Annotated in this window: 13 protein-coding genes; 8 read left to right on the forward strand and 5 right to left on the reverse strand. The window is 54.9% G+C overall.

Annotation, left to right across the window (positions count from 1 at the left end):
* Positions 1 to 109: 109 nt before the first annotated feature.
* The 5 genes from C5Y44_RS02950 to C5Y44_RS02970 are packed head-to-tail and all read left to right on the forward strand — an operon-like array spanning position 110 to position 4,381.
* Positions 110 to 1,294, forward strand: coding sequence for an LLM class flavin-dependent oxidoreductase (locus C5Y44_RS02950; protein WP_105323565.1), 1,185 nt, complete (start codon positions 110 to 112; stop codon positions 1,292 to 1,294).
* 27 nt (positions 1,295 to 1,321) lie between these two features.
* Positions 1,322 to 2,131, forward strand: a complete 810-nt coding sequence (locus C5Y44_RS02955) for an ABC transporter permease (RefSeq protein ID WP_105323566.1) — start codon at positions 1,322 to 1,324, stop codon at positions 2,129 to 2,131.
* Positions 2,132 to 2,170: 39 nt separating this feature from the next.
* Positions 2,171 to 2,935 carry an ABC transporter ATP-binding protein gene (locus tag C5Y44_RS02960; RefSeq protein ID WP_105323567.1) on the forward strand — a complete coding sequence of 255 codons (765 nt, stop codon included), beginning with the start codon at positions 2,171 to 2,173 and terminating at the stop codon, positions 2,933 to 2,935.
* Complete coding sequence (locus tag C5Y44_RS02965) at positions 2,932 to 3,885, forward strand: ABC transporter substrate-binding protein (protein ID WP_105323568.1); 954 nt, start codon at positions 2,932 to 2,934, stop codon at positions 3,883 to 3,885. The genes C5Y44_RS02960 and C5Y44_RS02965 overlap by 4 nt, the downstream gene beginning before the upstream one ends.
* Positions 3,886 to 3,901: 16 nt before the next feature.
* Positions 3,902 to 4,381: a flavin reductase family protein gene (locus tag C5Y44_RS02970; RefSeq protein WP_105323569.1), complete on the forward strand. Its 480-nt coding sequence runs from the start codon at positions 3,902 to 3,904 to the stop codon at positions 4,379 to 4,381.
* Here C5Y44_RS02970 and C5Y44_RS02975 read toward each other — a convergent pair.
* Positions 4,362 to 5,726: a CitMHS family transporter gene (locus tag C5Y44_RS02975; RefSeq protein ID WP_105323570.1), complete on the reverse strand. Its 1,365-nt coding sequence runs from the start codon at positions 5,724 to 5,726 to the stop codon at positions 4,362 to 4,364. The two genes, C5Y44_RS02970 and C5Y44_RS02975, sit on opposite strands and share 20 nt — an antisense overlap.
* Positions 5,727 to 6,285: 559 nt before the next feature.
* On the opposite strand from C5Y44_RS02975, the gene C5Y44_RS02980 reads away from it, so the two are divergent.
* The gene (locus tag C5Y44_RS02980) at positions 6,286 to 6,564 is read left to right on the forward strand and encodes a peptidase M23 (protein WP_066840137.1); all 279 of its coding nucleotides are present in this window, start codon (positions 6,286 to 6,288) and stop codon (positions 6,562 to 6,564) included.
* Here C5Y44_RS02980 and C5Y44_RS02985 read toward each other — a convergent pair whose 3' ends face one another.
* Positions 6,565 to 8,043 (reverse strand): hypothetical protein, encoded by a 1,479-nt coding sequence (locus C5Y44_RS02985; RefSeq protein WP_105323674.1) that lies wholly within the window; start codon positions 8,041 to 8,043, stop codon positions 6,565 to 6,567.
* Positions 8,044 to 8,100: 57 nt separating this feature from the next.
* Positions 8,101 to 9,636 carry a catalase gene (locus C5Y44_RS02990; RefSeq protein ID WP_066840138.1) on the reverse strand — a complete coding sequence of 512 codons (1,536 nt, stop codon included), beginning with the start codon at positions 9,634 to 9,636 and terminating at the stop codon, positions 8,101 to 8,103.
* Positions 9,637 to 9,872: 236 nt separating this feature from the next.
* Between C5Y44_RS02990 and C5Y44_RS02995 the strand changes: the two genes are divergently transcribed.
* Positions 9,873 to 10,418, forward strand: coding sequence for an RNA polymerase sigma factor (locus C5Y44_RS02995; protein ID WP_066840139.1), 546 nt, complete (start codon positions 9,873 to 9,875; stop codon positions 10,416 to 10,418).
* Between the two features lie 313 nt (positions 10,419 to 10,731).
* Entirely contained in the window at positions 10,732 to 12,183 is a 1,452-nt protein-coding gene (locus C5Y44_RS03000; protein ID WP_233189794.1) for a hypothetical protein, read from the forward strand.
* Between the two features lie 83 nt (positions 12,184 to 12,266).
* Here the strand turns inward: C5Y44_RS03000 and C5Y44_RS03005 are convergent, their stop codons facing one another.
* Complete coding sequence (locus tag C5Y44_RS03005; protein ID WP_105323571.1) at positions 12,267 to 13,298, reverse strand: aspartate-semialdehyde dehydrogenase; 1,032 nt, start codon at positions 13,296 to 13,298, stop codon at positions 12,267 to 12,269.
* 69 nt (positions 13,299 to 13,367) lie between these two features.
* A complete protein-coding gene (locus C5Y44_RS03010; protein WP_105323572.1) occupies positions 13,368 to 14,633 on the reverse strand; it encodes an aspartate kinase in 1,266 nt (421 codons plus the stop codon).
* Positions 14,634 to 14,780: the final 147 nt, after the last annotated feature.

Here is a 14,780-nt window from a genome sequence, read left to right on the forward strand (position 1 = left end):
GGCGGTGAATAAATCCCCACAAAACTCCAGGAGCCTCTCCCGGACGAGTTTGATTCAGGACGGATTAAATCCTAGCGGGCAGACTGCATGGTCTGTTTATGTTCTTGCCATGACATTGACATTTCACTGGTTCCTTCCCACATCCGGAGACTCACGAGGCATCGTTGGCGGCGGCCACGGTTCAGCCATTCACGCCGGATCCCGCACGCTTGATCTTCGCTACCTCAAGCAGCTGGCCTTAGCTGCTGAAACCAATGGCTTCGAATCGGTCCTCACTCCCACCGGCGCGTGGTGCGAGGACGCTTGGCTTACCGATGCCGCGCTCATCGATGCCACCGAACGCCTGAAATTCCTCGTCGCCTTGCGCCCAGGGCTTGTCTCTCCCACCTTGTCCGCACAGATGGCCGCTACTTTCCAGCGTCACTCCGAAGGTCGCCTGCTTATCAACGTGGTCACCGGTGGTGAGGACCGCGAGCAGCGCGCATACGGGGATTCATTGGACAAAGCCGAGCGCTACGAACGCTGTGGAGAGTTCCTCGATATCGTGGGCAGACTATGGCGCGGTGAGACCGTCACCCATCATGGCAAGCACCTGCAGGTTGATAACGCGGTTCTGAATAATCCGCCGGAGGTTATCCCGCCCATCTACTTCGGTGGTTCTTCCCAACCGGCGGGCGATGTTGCCGCACGCTACTCCGATACCTATTTGACCTGGGGTGAACCACCCACAGCGGTGGAAGAAAAGCTGGATTGGATAAATACACTGGCCAGCGAGCACGACCGCCGCCCCGAGCATGGCATCCGTTTCCACGTCATCGCACGCGATACCTCTGCTGAAGCTTGGGCAGTAGCAGAAAAGCTTCTCGATGGCATCACGCCCGCAAAAGTCGACGCTGCCCAAGCCGGTCTCGCCTCATCTCAATCCGAGGGGCAGCGCCGGATGTCTGCTCTCCACGGTCGCGGCACAGACTTTACCAAAGACACCACCGCACGTGACTTGGAAATCTACCCCAACCTTTGGGCTGGTGTCGGCCTTATCCGCGGTGGTGCGGGCACTGCCTTAGTCGGCTCCTACTCCGAAGTTGCTGACCGCATCATCGAATACTCCAACCTTGGCCTCTCGCACTTCATTTTCTCTGGCTACCCAGATTTGGAAGAAGCTTTCCACTTCGGGGAAGGCGTTGTTCCTCACCTGCTAGCCCGCGGGATTGACGTTAAAAATCACTCCCGTCCAGAAACAACGTCCACTACTGACGCCACTCCGTTTATCCCGCAGACCCTCGCCGTCCGCTAGCAAACTTCACGATCGAATGGATAACCAATGACAACTTCAACTGACTCCGTCACCCGCACTCGAGTTCCTAGATTTCCGCAAGTGCCCACAATCCCAAAGGCTTCGATCCGGGTTCTCTCCCCGCTCATCGCTGTGTTAGCATGGCAGCTGCTGAGCGTACTGGGACTTATTCCAGAAAGAATCCTTCCTGCTCCCACCACAATTCTTGCCGCCGGCTGGGAAGTCTTAACTGATGGCACGCTCGCCATCGCCCTGGCCACTTCTACTCAACGTGTGATCACTGGCTTTCTCATCGGCGCCATCGCCGGAATTGGGCTTGGCCTACTCGTCGGCGTCTCTTCTTTCTTCGACGCTGCTCTAGATCCCCTGCTCCAAGCAGTCCGCGCGCTTCCCCACTTAGGCCTGGTTCCGCTCTTTATCATCTGGTTCGGCATCGGTGAGCTGCCCAAGGTCCTTCTCATCGCACTCGGCGTGCTCTTCCCGCTGTATCTCAACACCGCATCGGGTTTCCGCCAGGCCGACTCGAAACTACTAGAAACTGCCCGCGTCTTGGGCTTTAGCTTCAGTCAACGTCTCCGCACAGTCATTCTGCCAAGTGCTGCACCAGCACTTTTCGTTGGACTTCGCCAGGCATCAGCTTCCGCATGGCTGACCTTGATTGTCGCTGAACAAGTCAATGCCAACCAGGGCTTGGGTTTCATGATCAACAACGCCCGCGATTTCTACCGCACCGACGTCGTCATCTTCGGGCTCATCATCTACGCCACCCTAGGTCTTCTCACGGACGCTCTTATCCGCCGTTGGGAAAAGCACGTCTTCCGCTACCGAATCCACTAAATACCCACAAAGCAACTCCATCCAGAAAAGGAGAACATCATGACCACTCAGTTACAACAACCCATCAAAACTGCAACCACTGCACTCGAAGAAACACCGCGAGCTGCCACAGTGCACGGATTGAGCAAGTCCTTCGGAAGCCGCGAGGTCCTGACAGATATCAATCTCTCCATCGATAAGGGCGAGGTCGTAGCACTTATTGGCCGCTCTGGTTCCGGTAAGTCCACGATATTGAAGATTCTCGCGGGCCTTATCCCCGAGCACTCCGGCTCGGTGGAGGTCGCAGGCTATCCAGCCGTAGCGTTCCAAGAACCCCGCCTGTTCCCCTGGCTTTCTGTCATAGACAATGTCACGGCAGGACTCAACCGGACAGCAATTTCCAAACAGCAAGCACGCGATGAGGCCGCAGCCCTGCTCAAAGAAGTTGGGCTGGAAGACTTCGAGTCCGCCTGGCCAGAGACGCTAAGCGGCGGGCAATCGCAACGGGTGTCTTTAGCACGGGCATTAATTAGCAACCCGGAATTGCTGTTGCTGGATGAGCCCTTTGGTGCGCTCGATGCTCTCACTCGCATCACTGCCCAGCAACTGCTACTCAACACCGCAGCATCGCGCAATTTCGGTGTCTTACTTGTCACCCACGATGTCGCCGAAGCCGTTGCTCTGGCCGACCGCGTGATTTTGCTCGAAGACGGACGTATCTCCGCTGAAATCAACATCGAGCTGCCCACCCCACGCGAACGCAACAATCCACAATTTGCCCACTACACCGCTGAACTCCTCCGTCTTTTGAAGGTCACCTCATGAACAAGATTTATAAACCACTATCCGTAACCGCTATCGCAGGGCTTATCGCAACGTCGTTGGTTGCGTGCTCACCTGCCGGGGGTTCTACCTCTGACGCAGAAAACATCACGCTGCAGGTCGGCGACCAAATCGCCGGCACGGAGAAAATTCTTTCCGCCGCAGGCGAATTGGATGACCTGCCTTATGACATCACGTGGTCTACATTCACCTCTGGCCCACCGCAGATTGAAGCACTGAACGCTGGCCAGATTGATTTCGCAGTCACGGGTAATACGCCGCCGATTGTTGGCGGGCTGACCAAAACCAAGGTGGTTTCGGCCTATTCCAATGAGGCTAAAGGCGATGCCATCCTTATCCCTCAAGATTCAGATATTTCTTCCGTGCAGGATTTGAAGGGCAAAAGTGTTGCGGTCGCGCGTGGCTCCAGTGCGCATGGCCACTTGGTCTTGCAGCTAGAGAAAGCCGGGGTGGATGTCTCAGACGTTGATATCAACTTCCTGCAGCCCGCGGATTCGAAGAGTGCTTTCGAGTCCGGCCAGGTGGATGCCTGGGCGGTGTGGGATCCGTACACCGCCATCGCAGAAGTCGGCGGGGCTGTGCCGCTGGTTACCGCCGAAGGGGTGTCCAATGGTTACGGCTTTGGTATCGCAAGTGACGCCGCGCTTGCCGATGACCCCCGCGCCGAAGCCATCGATGACCTACTTGAGCGCATCGAGCGTGCTTATCAGTGGACAAAAGACAACCCGGAGGAATGGGAGAAGATTTTCGCGCAGGAAACCGGCACGGATGCAGAAGCCGCGAAGATTAATACCCGCAGCACACGCCTGCAAATCCCGCTCGACCAAACAGTAATCGACTCTCAAAATGACCTCATCGGCGCATTTGAGCGCGCTGAAGTCCTCCCCGAAAGCTTCAATTTCGCAGACCAGATTGATGCCCGCTTCGAATAACACCTAAGGAAGTATCATGTCTACCACTTTTTCACCCATCGCACTTCGCCCAGTTCTAGCGCAGGCTCCAACCCCCATCACCGCGGTTGCAGGGCTTGTCGATGCCCAACCGACCTCCATGATCGTTGCCTCCTTCATCGGGCTTAGCCTCGATCCCCCGCTGGTCGGCGTGTCCATTCAGGACACTTCCACCACGTGGCCGCGCCTGCGCGAGGCTGGTTCCATCGGGATTTCTGCTCTCGCGGCTGAGCATGCTGGCATTATCCGTCAGCTCGCCGGCCCGGCTGATAAACGTTTCGACGGTGTTTCGTGGACAGCGGACGGCACCGCCGTGCTTATCGATGGCTCCACCGCCACCTTCACCACTCGCCTGGTCGAGGAAATCACCACCGGCGACCACACCCTCGCCGTGCTCGAAGTCCTCGACGCTGCCAGCTACGCCGAACAAACGCCACTGGTCTTTCACAATTCCGAATTTAGACCAGCATTCCGGTAAAGAATGCCACCAGCACCATCGCTACCGACAGTACCCACGCAATTGGGAAAGCGAGCTTGAGATATTTGCCCATCTGAGCGCCGGCCAGTCCAAGCGCGAGCCACAGTGCTGGGGAGAACGGCGAGACGAAGGTGCCGATGACGTTGCCGATAATCAGTGCTGCAGCAGCACCGAGGCCGGTGACATCATAAGCTGCCACGGTTTCTTGCACAATCGGCAACACCGAGAAGTAGTAAGCGTCAGTTGAGGTCAATAGGTCTAGTGGAACACCGAGCAGCCCAACGATGACGTGTAGGTAAGGTCCCACGGCAGCCGGCAAAATGGAAACCAACATGAGTGCGATTTCTTCCAGCATGCCCGATTCATTGAGCACGCCCAAGAACATTGCGGCCGCCAAGATAACACCAGCCATGGACAATGCATTCGGCGCGTGACGTTTGAGGGCTTCAGACTGATCGCCGGCAGATTTGAAGTTAACGACTAAGGCAATCGTTGTCGCGATGAGGAAGGCAGGTGCTGGTGGCAACAGACCGGAGAGCAAGCTCACCAGCACGGCAAGCGCCACCACGATGTTGATAATGGTGATAACGCGGCCCTTGCGGAAGTGGTAGCCGTCTTCCTCTTGCATCTTTTCCTGGCGTGCTTGGAAATCAGCAGCCAACGATGCGACGTCAACTTCGGTGGTGCCTTGGAATTCACCAGATGCTTGAAGCTTTGCGATGCGACGCTTTTCTGACCAGCCCAGTAGCGCCGCGATGCCGAGGACCAACACTGCTGCGACAGCTTGAATAGGGATGAGGTGCATCCAGATATCGTTCGGGTCTTGAGCAATAACCGTACCGGCACGCCCTAAAGGACCTGCCCACGGAACCATATTCATCACGGATGCGGCCATCGCCACGATGGTCAACAGCACGTAGCGCGACATATTCATGGCTTTGTACAGCGGCAAGAGTGCTGGAATCGTCAGCAGGAACGTGGTGGAACCAGAACCATCGAGGTGTGCGACGATACCGATGGCAGCGGTACCTAAAGTCACCAGCATGACATTGCCGCGCGTGGCTACGATGAGGGATTTAATCACCGGAGTGAAAAGCCCGATATCTTGCAATATCCCAAAGAAGATGATGGCAAAGATGAACATCACCACGACGCTCATCACAGACCCAAGACCGCTTTCATAGAAGTCTGCAAGGTCCTCAAATCCATAACCCAAAAGGAAGACACCGATCGCAGGGACCAGCGTCATAGGAATAATCGGGTTGGCTTTTCCGCGGATTAAGATTCCGACGGTCACAGCGATAATCAAAAGACCCATGATGGTCAGACCCAAGGGCGTTTGCATATAAAATTCCATTCACACTACTGGTACTATCACCGCGCTAACTTACGCACTGTGGGCGCAGAAATGAAATATTAAACCCGTGCATAGAGTCACAAATAACGCGGGCGTGTAGCACGCGCCCCGAGATTTGACAGTTTCGGTTATCTTTTAAACGTTTGAGTAAGAAAGCAAAACTGCTGTACATAAATAAGCATGCGGCCGCCATGCGCACATTTTCTGCACCGATTCAGTTCTGGAAGCCCTAGCCCTTTCGCCCCCGATTGTTAGCTTCCTTACAGCGAAGCTTCACTGCCCATCCTGATGAAAAACAAGGAAACGGCGCCGCATCCCTACAGCTGCGGCGCCGCCCTATTCCCTATCACTCACAACGGATTGGAGAAACCGTCAGTCCGCCCCCTAAGCGGACTACGTGAGCAATGACCACACTAGCACTGGTGAATTTGCCGAGTCCAACCTATAGCACCGTTCACAGCAACCTATTATTGAATTACTGCTATTTCGATGCTTTCCACAGATTTAGCCAAGGCCACATCACCAACTCATACTAAGGTGGATAACGATGATTACCTTTGATGAAGCTGTAGAAAAAGTATTTCAGCACCGCGGCCCACTCGCAGGCGCAGCAGAGACCGACACACATTGGCTGTTTAGCCCGAGCCGTCCAGATAACTCAATCGGGCCGACTCTGGTCAACCGCGAGACCGGCGAGATTGAGCAGTATGACACTAATCCAAAAAATTGGCGCCCGGTGCTAAAAGCATTCCGAGCGCAAGAGCCGACTCCGCGGCCAATCCCGACCGAGTTCTACGAAGAACCCGAGCACATCAAAGCGCCTTAATTAGGCAACAGATGCTGCGCCTCCCTCCGACACCTGCGCTGGCTTGCGGGTTACTGCAACAACGACAAACCCGAGGATTACCACGGCAGCAAGCACACTGGCTGAGGTCCACAGCATGGTCGCACTGCCCTCATTTCCAGCAGAGATTAGACCCGTGGTCGCCCAGTTCAACGGCGTGAGGTTGGCGAGTACTTGCCAGATGGTGCCGATCTCACCGGTGGTGGCGGTCTTCCAAACGTAGCCGACAAGCCCTAGCTGGACGATGCCAGCAATCGCAGCCGTGATGAGTCCCGGTGTAACTTTCATGCGCGCCAAGATCGCATGCGTGATAACCGTTGAGGTCAAAGACGCCAGCGCTATCAAGCCGGCACCCAGGATAAGACCCACTGGGGTAATCACGCTTGCCAGAATCCACAACAACATTGTGCCTGCCGCGACCAGGCCAATCGTGCCAATAATCAAGGTGACGACTGGTCGTCCTATGCGGCTTGCCCATGCCCAGCCCAGTGCCGCGCCACCGAGCATGACCAAGGCAGCAAGCAGCATCGCTACAACGGGACTCAAAGCACCAGTGATGTCTTCTTCCGCAGCAGCAAGTTCCGGATCTATTTCTTCGCTGACTTCGCCTGCCGCGGGTGCCTGCACGGCAGGTAGCGCGCGCTGCACGGCATCTGCCTTGTTCTTATTTAAGTCCGCCATGGACTTGATGCGGTCGGCGCCATCGGAAAGCTCTTGCGAACCATCTGTCAGAACACCGGTACCCGACTGCAATTCTTGTAATCCTGCCAGTAGTTCCTGGCTGCCTTGCGTCGCCGAGTAGATACCATCGTGATAGGCATAGCCTGGCACATCAAGCTGATTAGCCAGTTCACGGGAGCCATTTTGCAGCTCCGTTAGAGGATCAGTGACTTCTGCTTCAACATCAAAGGCTTCCAATTGCCGCTTCAAGTCAGCAATCGCCCCGCGCACTTCTTTGGCCTCTTTAGAATCTACGCCCTTGAGATCATGCTCAGCAGACTCCACAGCTTCTAGGAGCTGCCCTTGTACGGCTCCAAGACCAATTACTTGGTTAACGGCCGAATCAACTGCGTTCGCCAGTTGCGATGCGCCATCGCCAAGCTGTCCGGTACCGGCCTGAAGCTCGGTCATGCCATTGCTGAGCGCCTGCGCACCTTCAACCAACTGGTCAACGCCAGGCCCTAATTCATCGGCCCCTTCACGAAGCTGCGTGGTGCCATCGGCAAGCTGCTCGGCTCCGGAGACCAAAAATCCCGCCTGCGACTGTGCCTCCCCGGCTGCCCTGCGCGCATTGACCACATCTTCTGCCGTTACTTGGTCCGCCGGTGCGCCGGTGGCGTCATCCCCACTTGACCATGCCTGGGATGGTTCCCAGGACGTAGAAAACGCGAAAACCGCGCCCACAATAATGGGCACGGTCAAAAGCAACGACCATAATGCGCGGGTGGTACGAGAAGTCATAGATGAAAACTTATCGACCACCAGCGCCTTAATGGTCAAGGCGCACCGTAAGTGCTCTTACTTCTTGGAAGCAAACAGCTCACGAACGCGAGCGCCGAGGTTTTCATCAACGTTGGTCCAATACTCGTAGACCTGCTGCTCAACCTGCTCAGAAACACCAGCCATTGCGTTGGTGATGTTATCTGCCAAACGCTCCTTAGCGCCGTCATCCATGACCTCGCGGTACAAGATGCCCGCCTGCATGAAGTCATCATCGTCTTGGTGCTTGACGTAAGGTGCACGAACCAAGTCGGTGCCGTGTGGGTCTGGGTTGACATAGAGATCGGATGCTTGACCGTTAGGCTGTGCAGAGGTCTCGCCGTCATCCAGGTAGCCAGCACCCTTGCCGTAGCGGTTCGGGCTGTAAACAGGGTCATCCTCATTGTTGAACAGGAAGGCCATGGAGCCCTCGTGCTCGTAGGTGTTGACCTTGTCAGCGTTCAGTGGCTGGTTAACTGGCAGCTGCTTGTAGTTCGCACCGATGCGGTAACGCTGCTGGTCAGCGTAAGCAAAGACACGTGCCTGCAGCATGCGGTCTGGGGACAGGCCAACGCCAGGAACCAAGTTGGATGGATCCAGAGCAACCTGCTCGATTTGAGCGAAGAAGTTGCGTGGGTTGCGGTTCAGAACGAAGTAGCCCACATCGTGCAGTGGGTAATCCTTCTGGGACCAGGTCTTGGTCAGATCGAATGGGTTCCAGCGGTAGTTCTCTGCATCCTCGAAAGGCATGATCTGAACCTTGACGTCCCAGATTGGGTAGTCGCCCTGCTCGATCGCGTTGTACAGATCCTCACGGTGGTAGTCAGCGTTCTTACCAGCCATCTCCGCTGCCTCAGCATCGGTGAAGGTCTCCCAGCCCTGACGGGTCTTGAAGTGGTACTTGATCCAAACTGGCTTGCCCTCTTCGTTTACCCACTGGAAGGTGTGGGAGCCGAAGCCGTCCTGGTGACGGGAGGTCTTAGGGGTACCGCGGTCACCCATCAAGTAGGTGACCTGGTGTGCAGATTCAGGAGTACGAGTCCAGAAATCCCACTGCATGTCTGCGTCACGCAGGCCGTTGCGGCCGAGACGCTTCTGGGAGTGGATGAAATCTGGGAACTTCATGCCGTCGCGCAGGAAGAAGGTTGGGGTGTTGTTACCCACGATGTCGTAGTTGCCGTCTTCGGTGTAGAAGCGCAGTGCGAAACCGTGAACGTCACGCCAGGTATCTGGGGAGCCCTGCTCACCAGCAACCGTGGAGAAACGAACCATCATTGGGGTGACGGTGCCCTTTTGGAACAGCTTTGCCTTGGTGAACTCGGAAACATCTTCGGTGATGTGCAGTTCGCCGAAAGCGCCGTGGCCCTTTGCGTGAGGGGTGCGCTCTGGGACGCGCTCACGGTTGAAGTGAGCCAGCTTCTCAATGAGGTGAATATCATTGAGAACGTTTGGACCCTGTGGGCCAGCGGTGATCGAGGTGTTCTCGGATGGAACGGGCTGTCCAGATGGGCTAGTTGAATTGCCCTGGCCAGCTACGCGCTCACCCTTGTTCAATACTTCATCAGCAGCAGACATATGTGCTCCTAAATCGTCGGGTTGATTGTCTTGGGTGCCCTCGATTCTACCCACGTTTATAAACTTCGGCAAACAATAACTGGAGATTCATACGTTTTACCCAATATTCACCTTAACGATTGAAAAGATCTCCGTATCACTGCAGATAAACCAGAATCTGTGGCATTTTTCGCCACATTTTTGCCGGGCACACCACCATAAGGATTACCCCCAATGCGGCTGGTAGATTGATATGGGTGAATTCCAATCATGAGCGCGATGATGCGCGAGTTACCGAGCTGGCTTTAAAAGCCGGTCGCGGTGATCGCAAAGCGCTCACTGAATTCATACGCTCTACCCAAGATGACGTGTGGCGTCTTTTAGCCCACCTGGGTGGGCCGGAAATCGCTGATGACCTCACCCAAGAAACTTATCTGCGCGTCATCGGTGCCCTCCCCCGGTTTGCAGCACGGTCTTCCGCTAGGACGTGGCTACTTTCTTTAGCCCGGCGTGTGTGGGTAGACAATATCCGCCATGACATGGCCAGGCCTCGGAAATCAGCTACCGAGTACGAAGATGCGACCGCTGATGCGGCTTCGCCTGAAAATTCCACTGCCTGGGCGGAATGGATCGATGCGCGCGCGTTGATTGACGCGTTACCGGAAGACCGCCGCGAAGCGCTCATCCTGACGCAAGTGTTGGGATATACCTACGAGGAAGCCGCCAAAATTGCTGGCGTTCGCGTTGGCACGATTCGCTCGCGTGTTTCACGCGCGCGCAAAGATCTCATCGACGGGGCTTAATTCACCATTCGTATAAGTTTTTGCCCCCGGTCAGCAAAAGTTACACAAACTTAACTCATACGGGTTTGCCCAGCGCTCGCCAACCAATCCCTGCAACAGCAGGGTGAGATATCCAAAGCCGCCGCGGGCAAGCATGACACACGTCACGTAAACGCGGTAGATTTAAGGACTTGTACCGCTTCGTTTACTGAAGCGCGTTTTTTATTTCATATTTCCGGCTTCAAACGGCCATGCATTTCAACGCAGCGGTCGCTTGGGGCCGTGCTCCTGCGTTTTGCGGGAGATAAGTTAATCGATTTGGAGTTGTCTTCCTATGATTAAACGCGCAGTGGGTATTTCCATGGCGTTTGTTGGTGTCCTTGTGGGCGCTGGCTTTGCTTCCGGCCAGGAAGCGATGCAGTATTTTGTATCTTTCGGTCAAATGGGCTTGTGGGGCGTTGTTGTCGCCGCAGCACTGACCACAATTACTGGCATCGCCGTGTTGCAGCTTGGTTCCTATTTCCACGCCCGCGAACACACCGCCGTCTATAGCAGCGTTTCTGGGCCGATCACTTCCAAGATTTTGGATATTGGCACCCTGGTTACGCTGTTCAGTATTGGTTTTGTCATGTTCGCCGGCGCCGGCTCTAACCTCTCGCAGCAATTCGAAGGTCTGCCGCTGTGGGTGGGCGCATTGCTCATGTTGGTTCTAGTACTCGCCACGGGCTTATTAGACGTAGATAGGGTCACCACCGTTATTGGTACGATCACCCCTTTCATCATCGTATTGATCCTCGGCGTTACTAGTTACGCGCTCTTTATCAATGATTTAGATCTCGCCGCTGCGAATGACTATGCCCTAAATAATGTCGACGGCCCCCTTCCTTTCTGGTGGCTTTCAGCTATTAACTACACCGGCATGAACATGATGTGTGCGGTATCCATGGCGATCGTCATCGGCGGCAACTTCCTGGATAATCGCGCCGTAGGTTTAGGCGGCGTGCTCGGTGGTTTAATCACTTTGCTGCTTCTAGCCATGTTGGTGACAGCCCTGCTGTTTGTCGCACCGGCAGTAAACGGTACCGACATGCCAATCTTGGCGCTGATTAATAGCATCAACCCTGCGCTGGGCTATGTCATGACCGTGGCAATTTATGGCATGATTTTCAACACCGCGGTTGGCATGTTCTACGCGATGGCCAAGCGCTTAACCCGTGATAAACCGCATATGTTCTACACCGTCTACGTGGTCGCGTGTGTCCTTGGCTTCTTCTTGTCTTTCGTCGGTTTCAAGGCCCTTATCGCCAATGTCTACCCAGTCTTGGGCTACATCGGTATTTTCATGATAGCAGTGATGTCTTTTGCATGGCTGCGAAGCCGCAGCACGGTCAAATCTGAAACGGATCGCCGTCTGCGCGCGCGTCAATTAGTTGCCCGCAAGCTGGATCCACGCAAGCGTTTTACTTTGAAAAACGACCGCGAGCTTAATGCCTTGGCTAGCTCATCCAATATGAGCATGCACGAATTCGTGAAGTTTGTTTCCAACGATGTACTCGATGATCTCGAAGCCGACAAAGAGCTCAAAGAATTCGACCGCGAGGATTTCTCGCCCTCAGTAACCTTTGTCCAGCACACCAAGCCTGAATCAGCTGGAGCTGTTGCAGACGAAGGCACAAATGGTGGGGCCCAAACAGCAACTGTTCCGGCATCAGCTGATACCGGAGCGCTTGACGATGCCAATGTGGACCTCGATTTCGACGGCACCACTGATAACCCGCAACGCTAACCGCTTCTAAAGAGTTTGAAGTACGAAAAAGCCACCTAGAGTCTTTCTTTAAAAAGAACTAGGTGGCTTTTTACTGCGCTGTCTTAAACCAGCAGTTCGGCAATCTGCACGGTGTTAAGTGCAGCGCCCTTACGGAGGTTATCGCCGGCGACAACCAGGACTAGGCCCTTGTTGTCATCAGCGGACTGGTCCTGGCGGATACGGCCAACCAGTACGTCGTCGATACCGGTGGCATCGAGTGGCGTTGGTACGTCAACGACCTTGACACCAGCAGCGGTGCTCAGCGCCTCAGTAGCTTGTTCTGGGGTGATGCTGGATTCGAATTCTGCGTGGATGGTCATGGTGTGACCGGAAAATACCGGCACGCGCACGCAAGTACCAGCAACGCGGAGCTCTGGGAGTTCAAGAATCTTGCGGGATTCATTGCGCAGCTTTTGCTCTTCATCGGTTTCACCGGAGCCATCGTCAACGATATTGCCAGCCAGTGGCAGAGCGTTGTACGCAATCGGAGCTACATAAGGAGCGGTATCTTCAACTTCCAACGCAGCGCCAGTACGCACTAGATCCACATTGTGCTCACCAATCTGGTCAACCTGCTTAGCCAGTGCTTCCACACCGGCCAGGCCGGAGCCAGAGACGGCTTGGTAGGAAGAAACGTGCAGGCGCTTCAGACCAGCTTGGTTAGACAGAACCTTCAGCACTGGCATCGCAGCCATGGTGGTGCAGTTCGGGTTAGCAATAATGCCCTTGGCAGGGTTCTGCGCCGCGTGTGGGTTTACCTCCGCGACTACGAGTGGAACCTCAGGATCCTTGCGGTACGCCGAAGAGTTATCCACCACGGTTGCGCCAGCGGCAGCGAATACCGGAGCCCACTGCTTGGAGGTAGAACCACCAGCGGAGAACAGCGCGGTATCAACATCTGCGACGGATTCTTCCGTGATTTGAGTGAGGTCTTCTACGACAATCTTGTCGCCGCGGAATTCCAGCTCAGTACCAGCCGAGCGTGGTGATGCGAAAAAGCGCACCTTATCTGCTGGGAAGTTACGCTCTTCCAAGAGGTCGCGCATAACTTGGCCCACCTGTCCGGTGGCTCCAACAACTGCCAAAGTGGTCATTTTTTAATCAACCCTGTCTTGATGAGTGTGAAACTTAATGAAAGTTTAAATGATTTCTAGCGTCCGGCCTTAACGGCCAGTGCCTGCGTAGACTGTCGCTTCTTCTTCGCCGCCCAGCTGGAAGGTTTCGTGCAACGCGCGTGCAGAACGATCCAAATCAGCTTCACGTACGAGAACGGAAATGCGGATTTCAGAGGTGGAAATCAGCTCTATATTCACATTCACATCACGCAGTGCTTCGGTGAAATCAGCGGTCACGCCTGGGTGCGACTTCATACCTGCGCCGACCAGCGAGACCTTGCCCACCTGATCGTCATAGAGCACATTGCCCCAAGAGAATTCTTCTTTCATCTTGGACAAAATCTCCATGGCACGTGGACCATCGGTGCGTGGGCAGGTAAAGGTGATGTCAGTCTTGCCGTCTTCCAAAGAAGAGACGTTCTGCAAGACCATATCGATGTTGATCTCTGCATCCGCTACGGCGCGGAAGACCTTTGCCGCCTCACCCGGCTTATCCGGAATGCCCAAGACGGTGACCTTAGCTTCGGTCTTATCGGTTGCTACACCAGTTAATACTGCTTCTTCCATGGGAATATCCTCCATTGAACCGGCAATCAACGTGCCGGCATCACTGCTATAAGACGAACGAACTCGAAGTGGAACATTAAACGCACGCGCATACTCCACACTGCGCAGAACCAAAATCTTGGAACCAACTGCGGCCAGCTCCAACATTTCTTCAAAAGACAACTTGTCCAGCTTGCGTGCATTAGGAACAATTCGCGGATCCGCGGTGTAAACACCATCAACGTCGGAGTAAATCTCACACACATCGGCATTCAGCGCCGCAGCCAGTGCGACAGCCGTGGTATCAGAACCACCACGACCCAAGGTAGTGACATCGCGGGTGTCTTTATTTACACCTTGGAAACCAGCGACAATACAAATACGGCCCTTATCCAGCGCTTCTTGCAAACGCCCCGGGGTAACATCCACGATGCGTGCGTTACCGTGACGCTCCGTGGTCAGCACACCAGCTTGGGAACCGGTGAAAGATTGTGCAGTCGCGCCTAAGGATTCCACCGCCATGGCCACCAGTGCATTAGAAATACGCTCACCAGCGGTCAGCAGCATATCCATCTCACGTTGCGGTGGCACGGGGTTTACCTGCGCCGCTAGATCTAATAATTCATCGGTCGTATCACCCATGGCGGAGCAGACAACAACCACGTCGTTGCCAGCTTTTTTCGTTGCCACAATTCGCTCTGCTACTGCGCGAATACGTTCGGCGGACTCCAAAGAGGAGCCTCCGTACTTTTGAACGATGAGGGCCACGTCGTATTGCCGCCTTTCGCCTAGTCCTTATAAATTGCCAGTGAATATTTTACTGTAGTTCGCCATACACCACGGATTTCTTTTCATTCCACAACTTCTAAAATCTATGCAGAAGCTGCAATATGAGCGGCGACATCGAATTACTGC

The sequence above is a fragment of the Corynebacterium sp. J010B-136 genome, assembly GCF_002967075.1.
In the GTDB taxonomy this organism is placed as follows: domain Bacteria; phylum Actinomycetota; class Actinomycetes; order Mycobacteriales; family Mycobacteriaceae; genus Corynebacterium.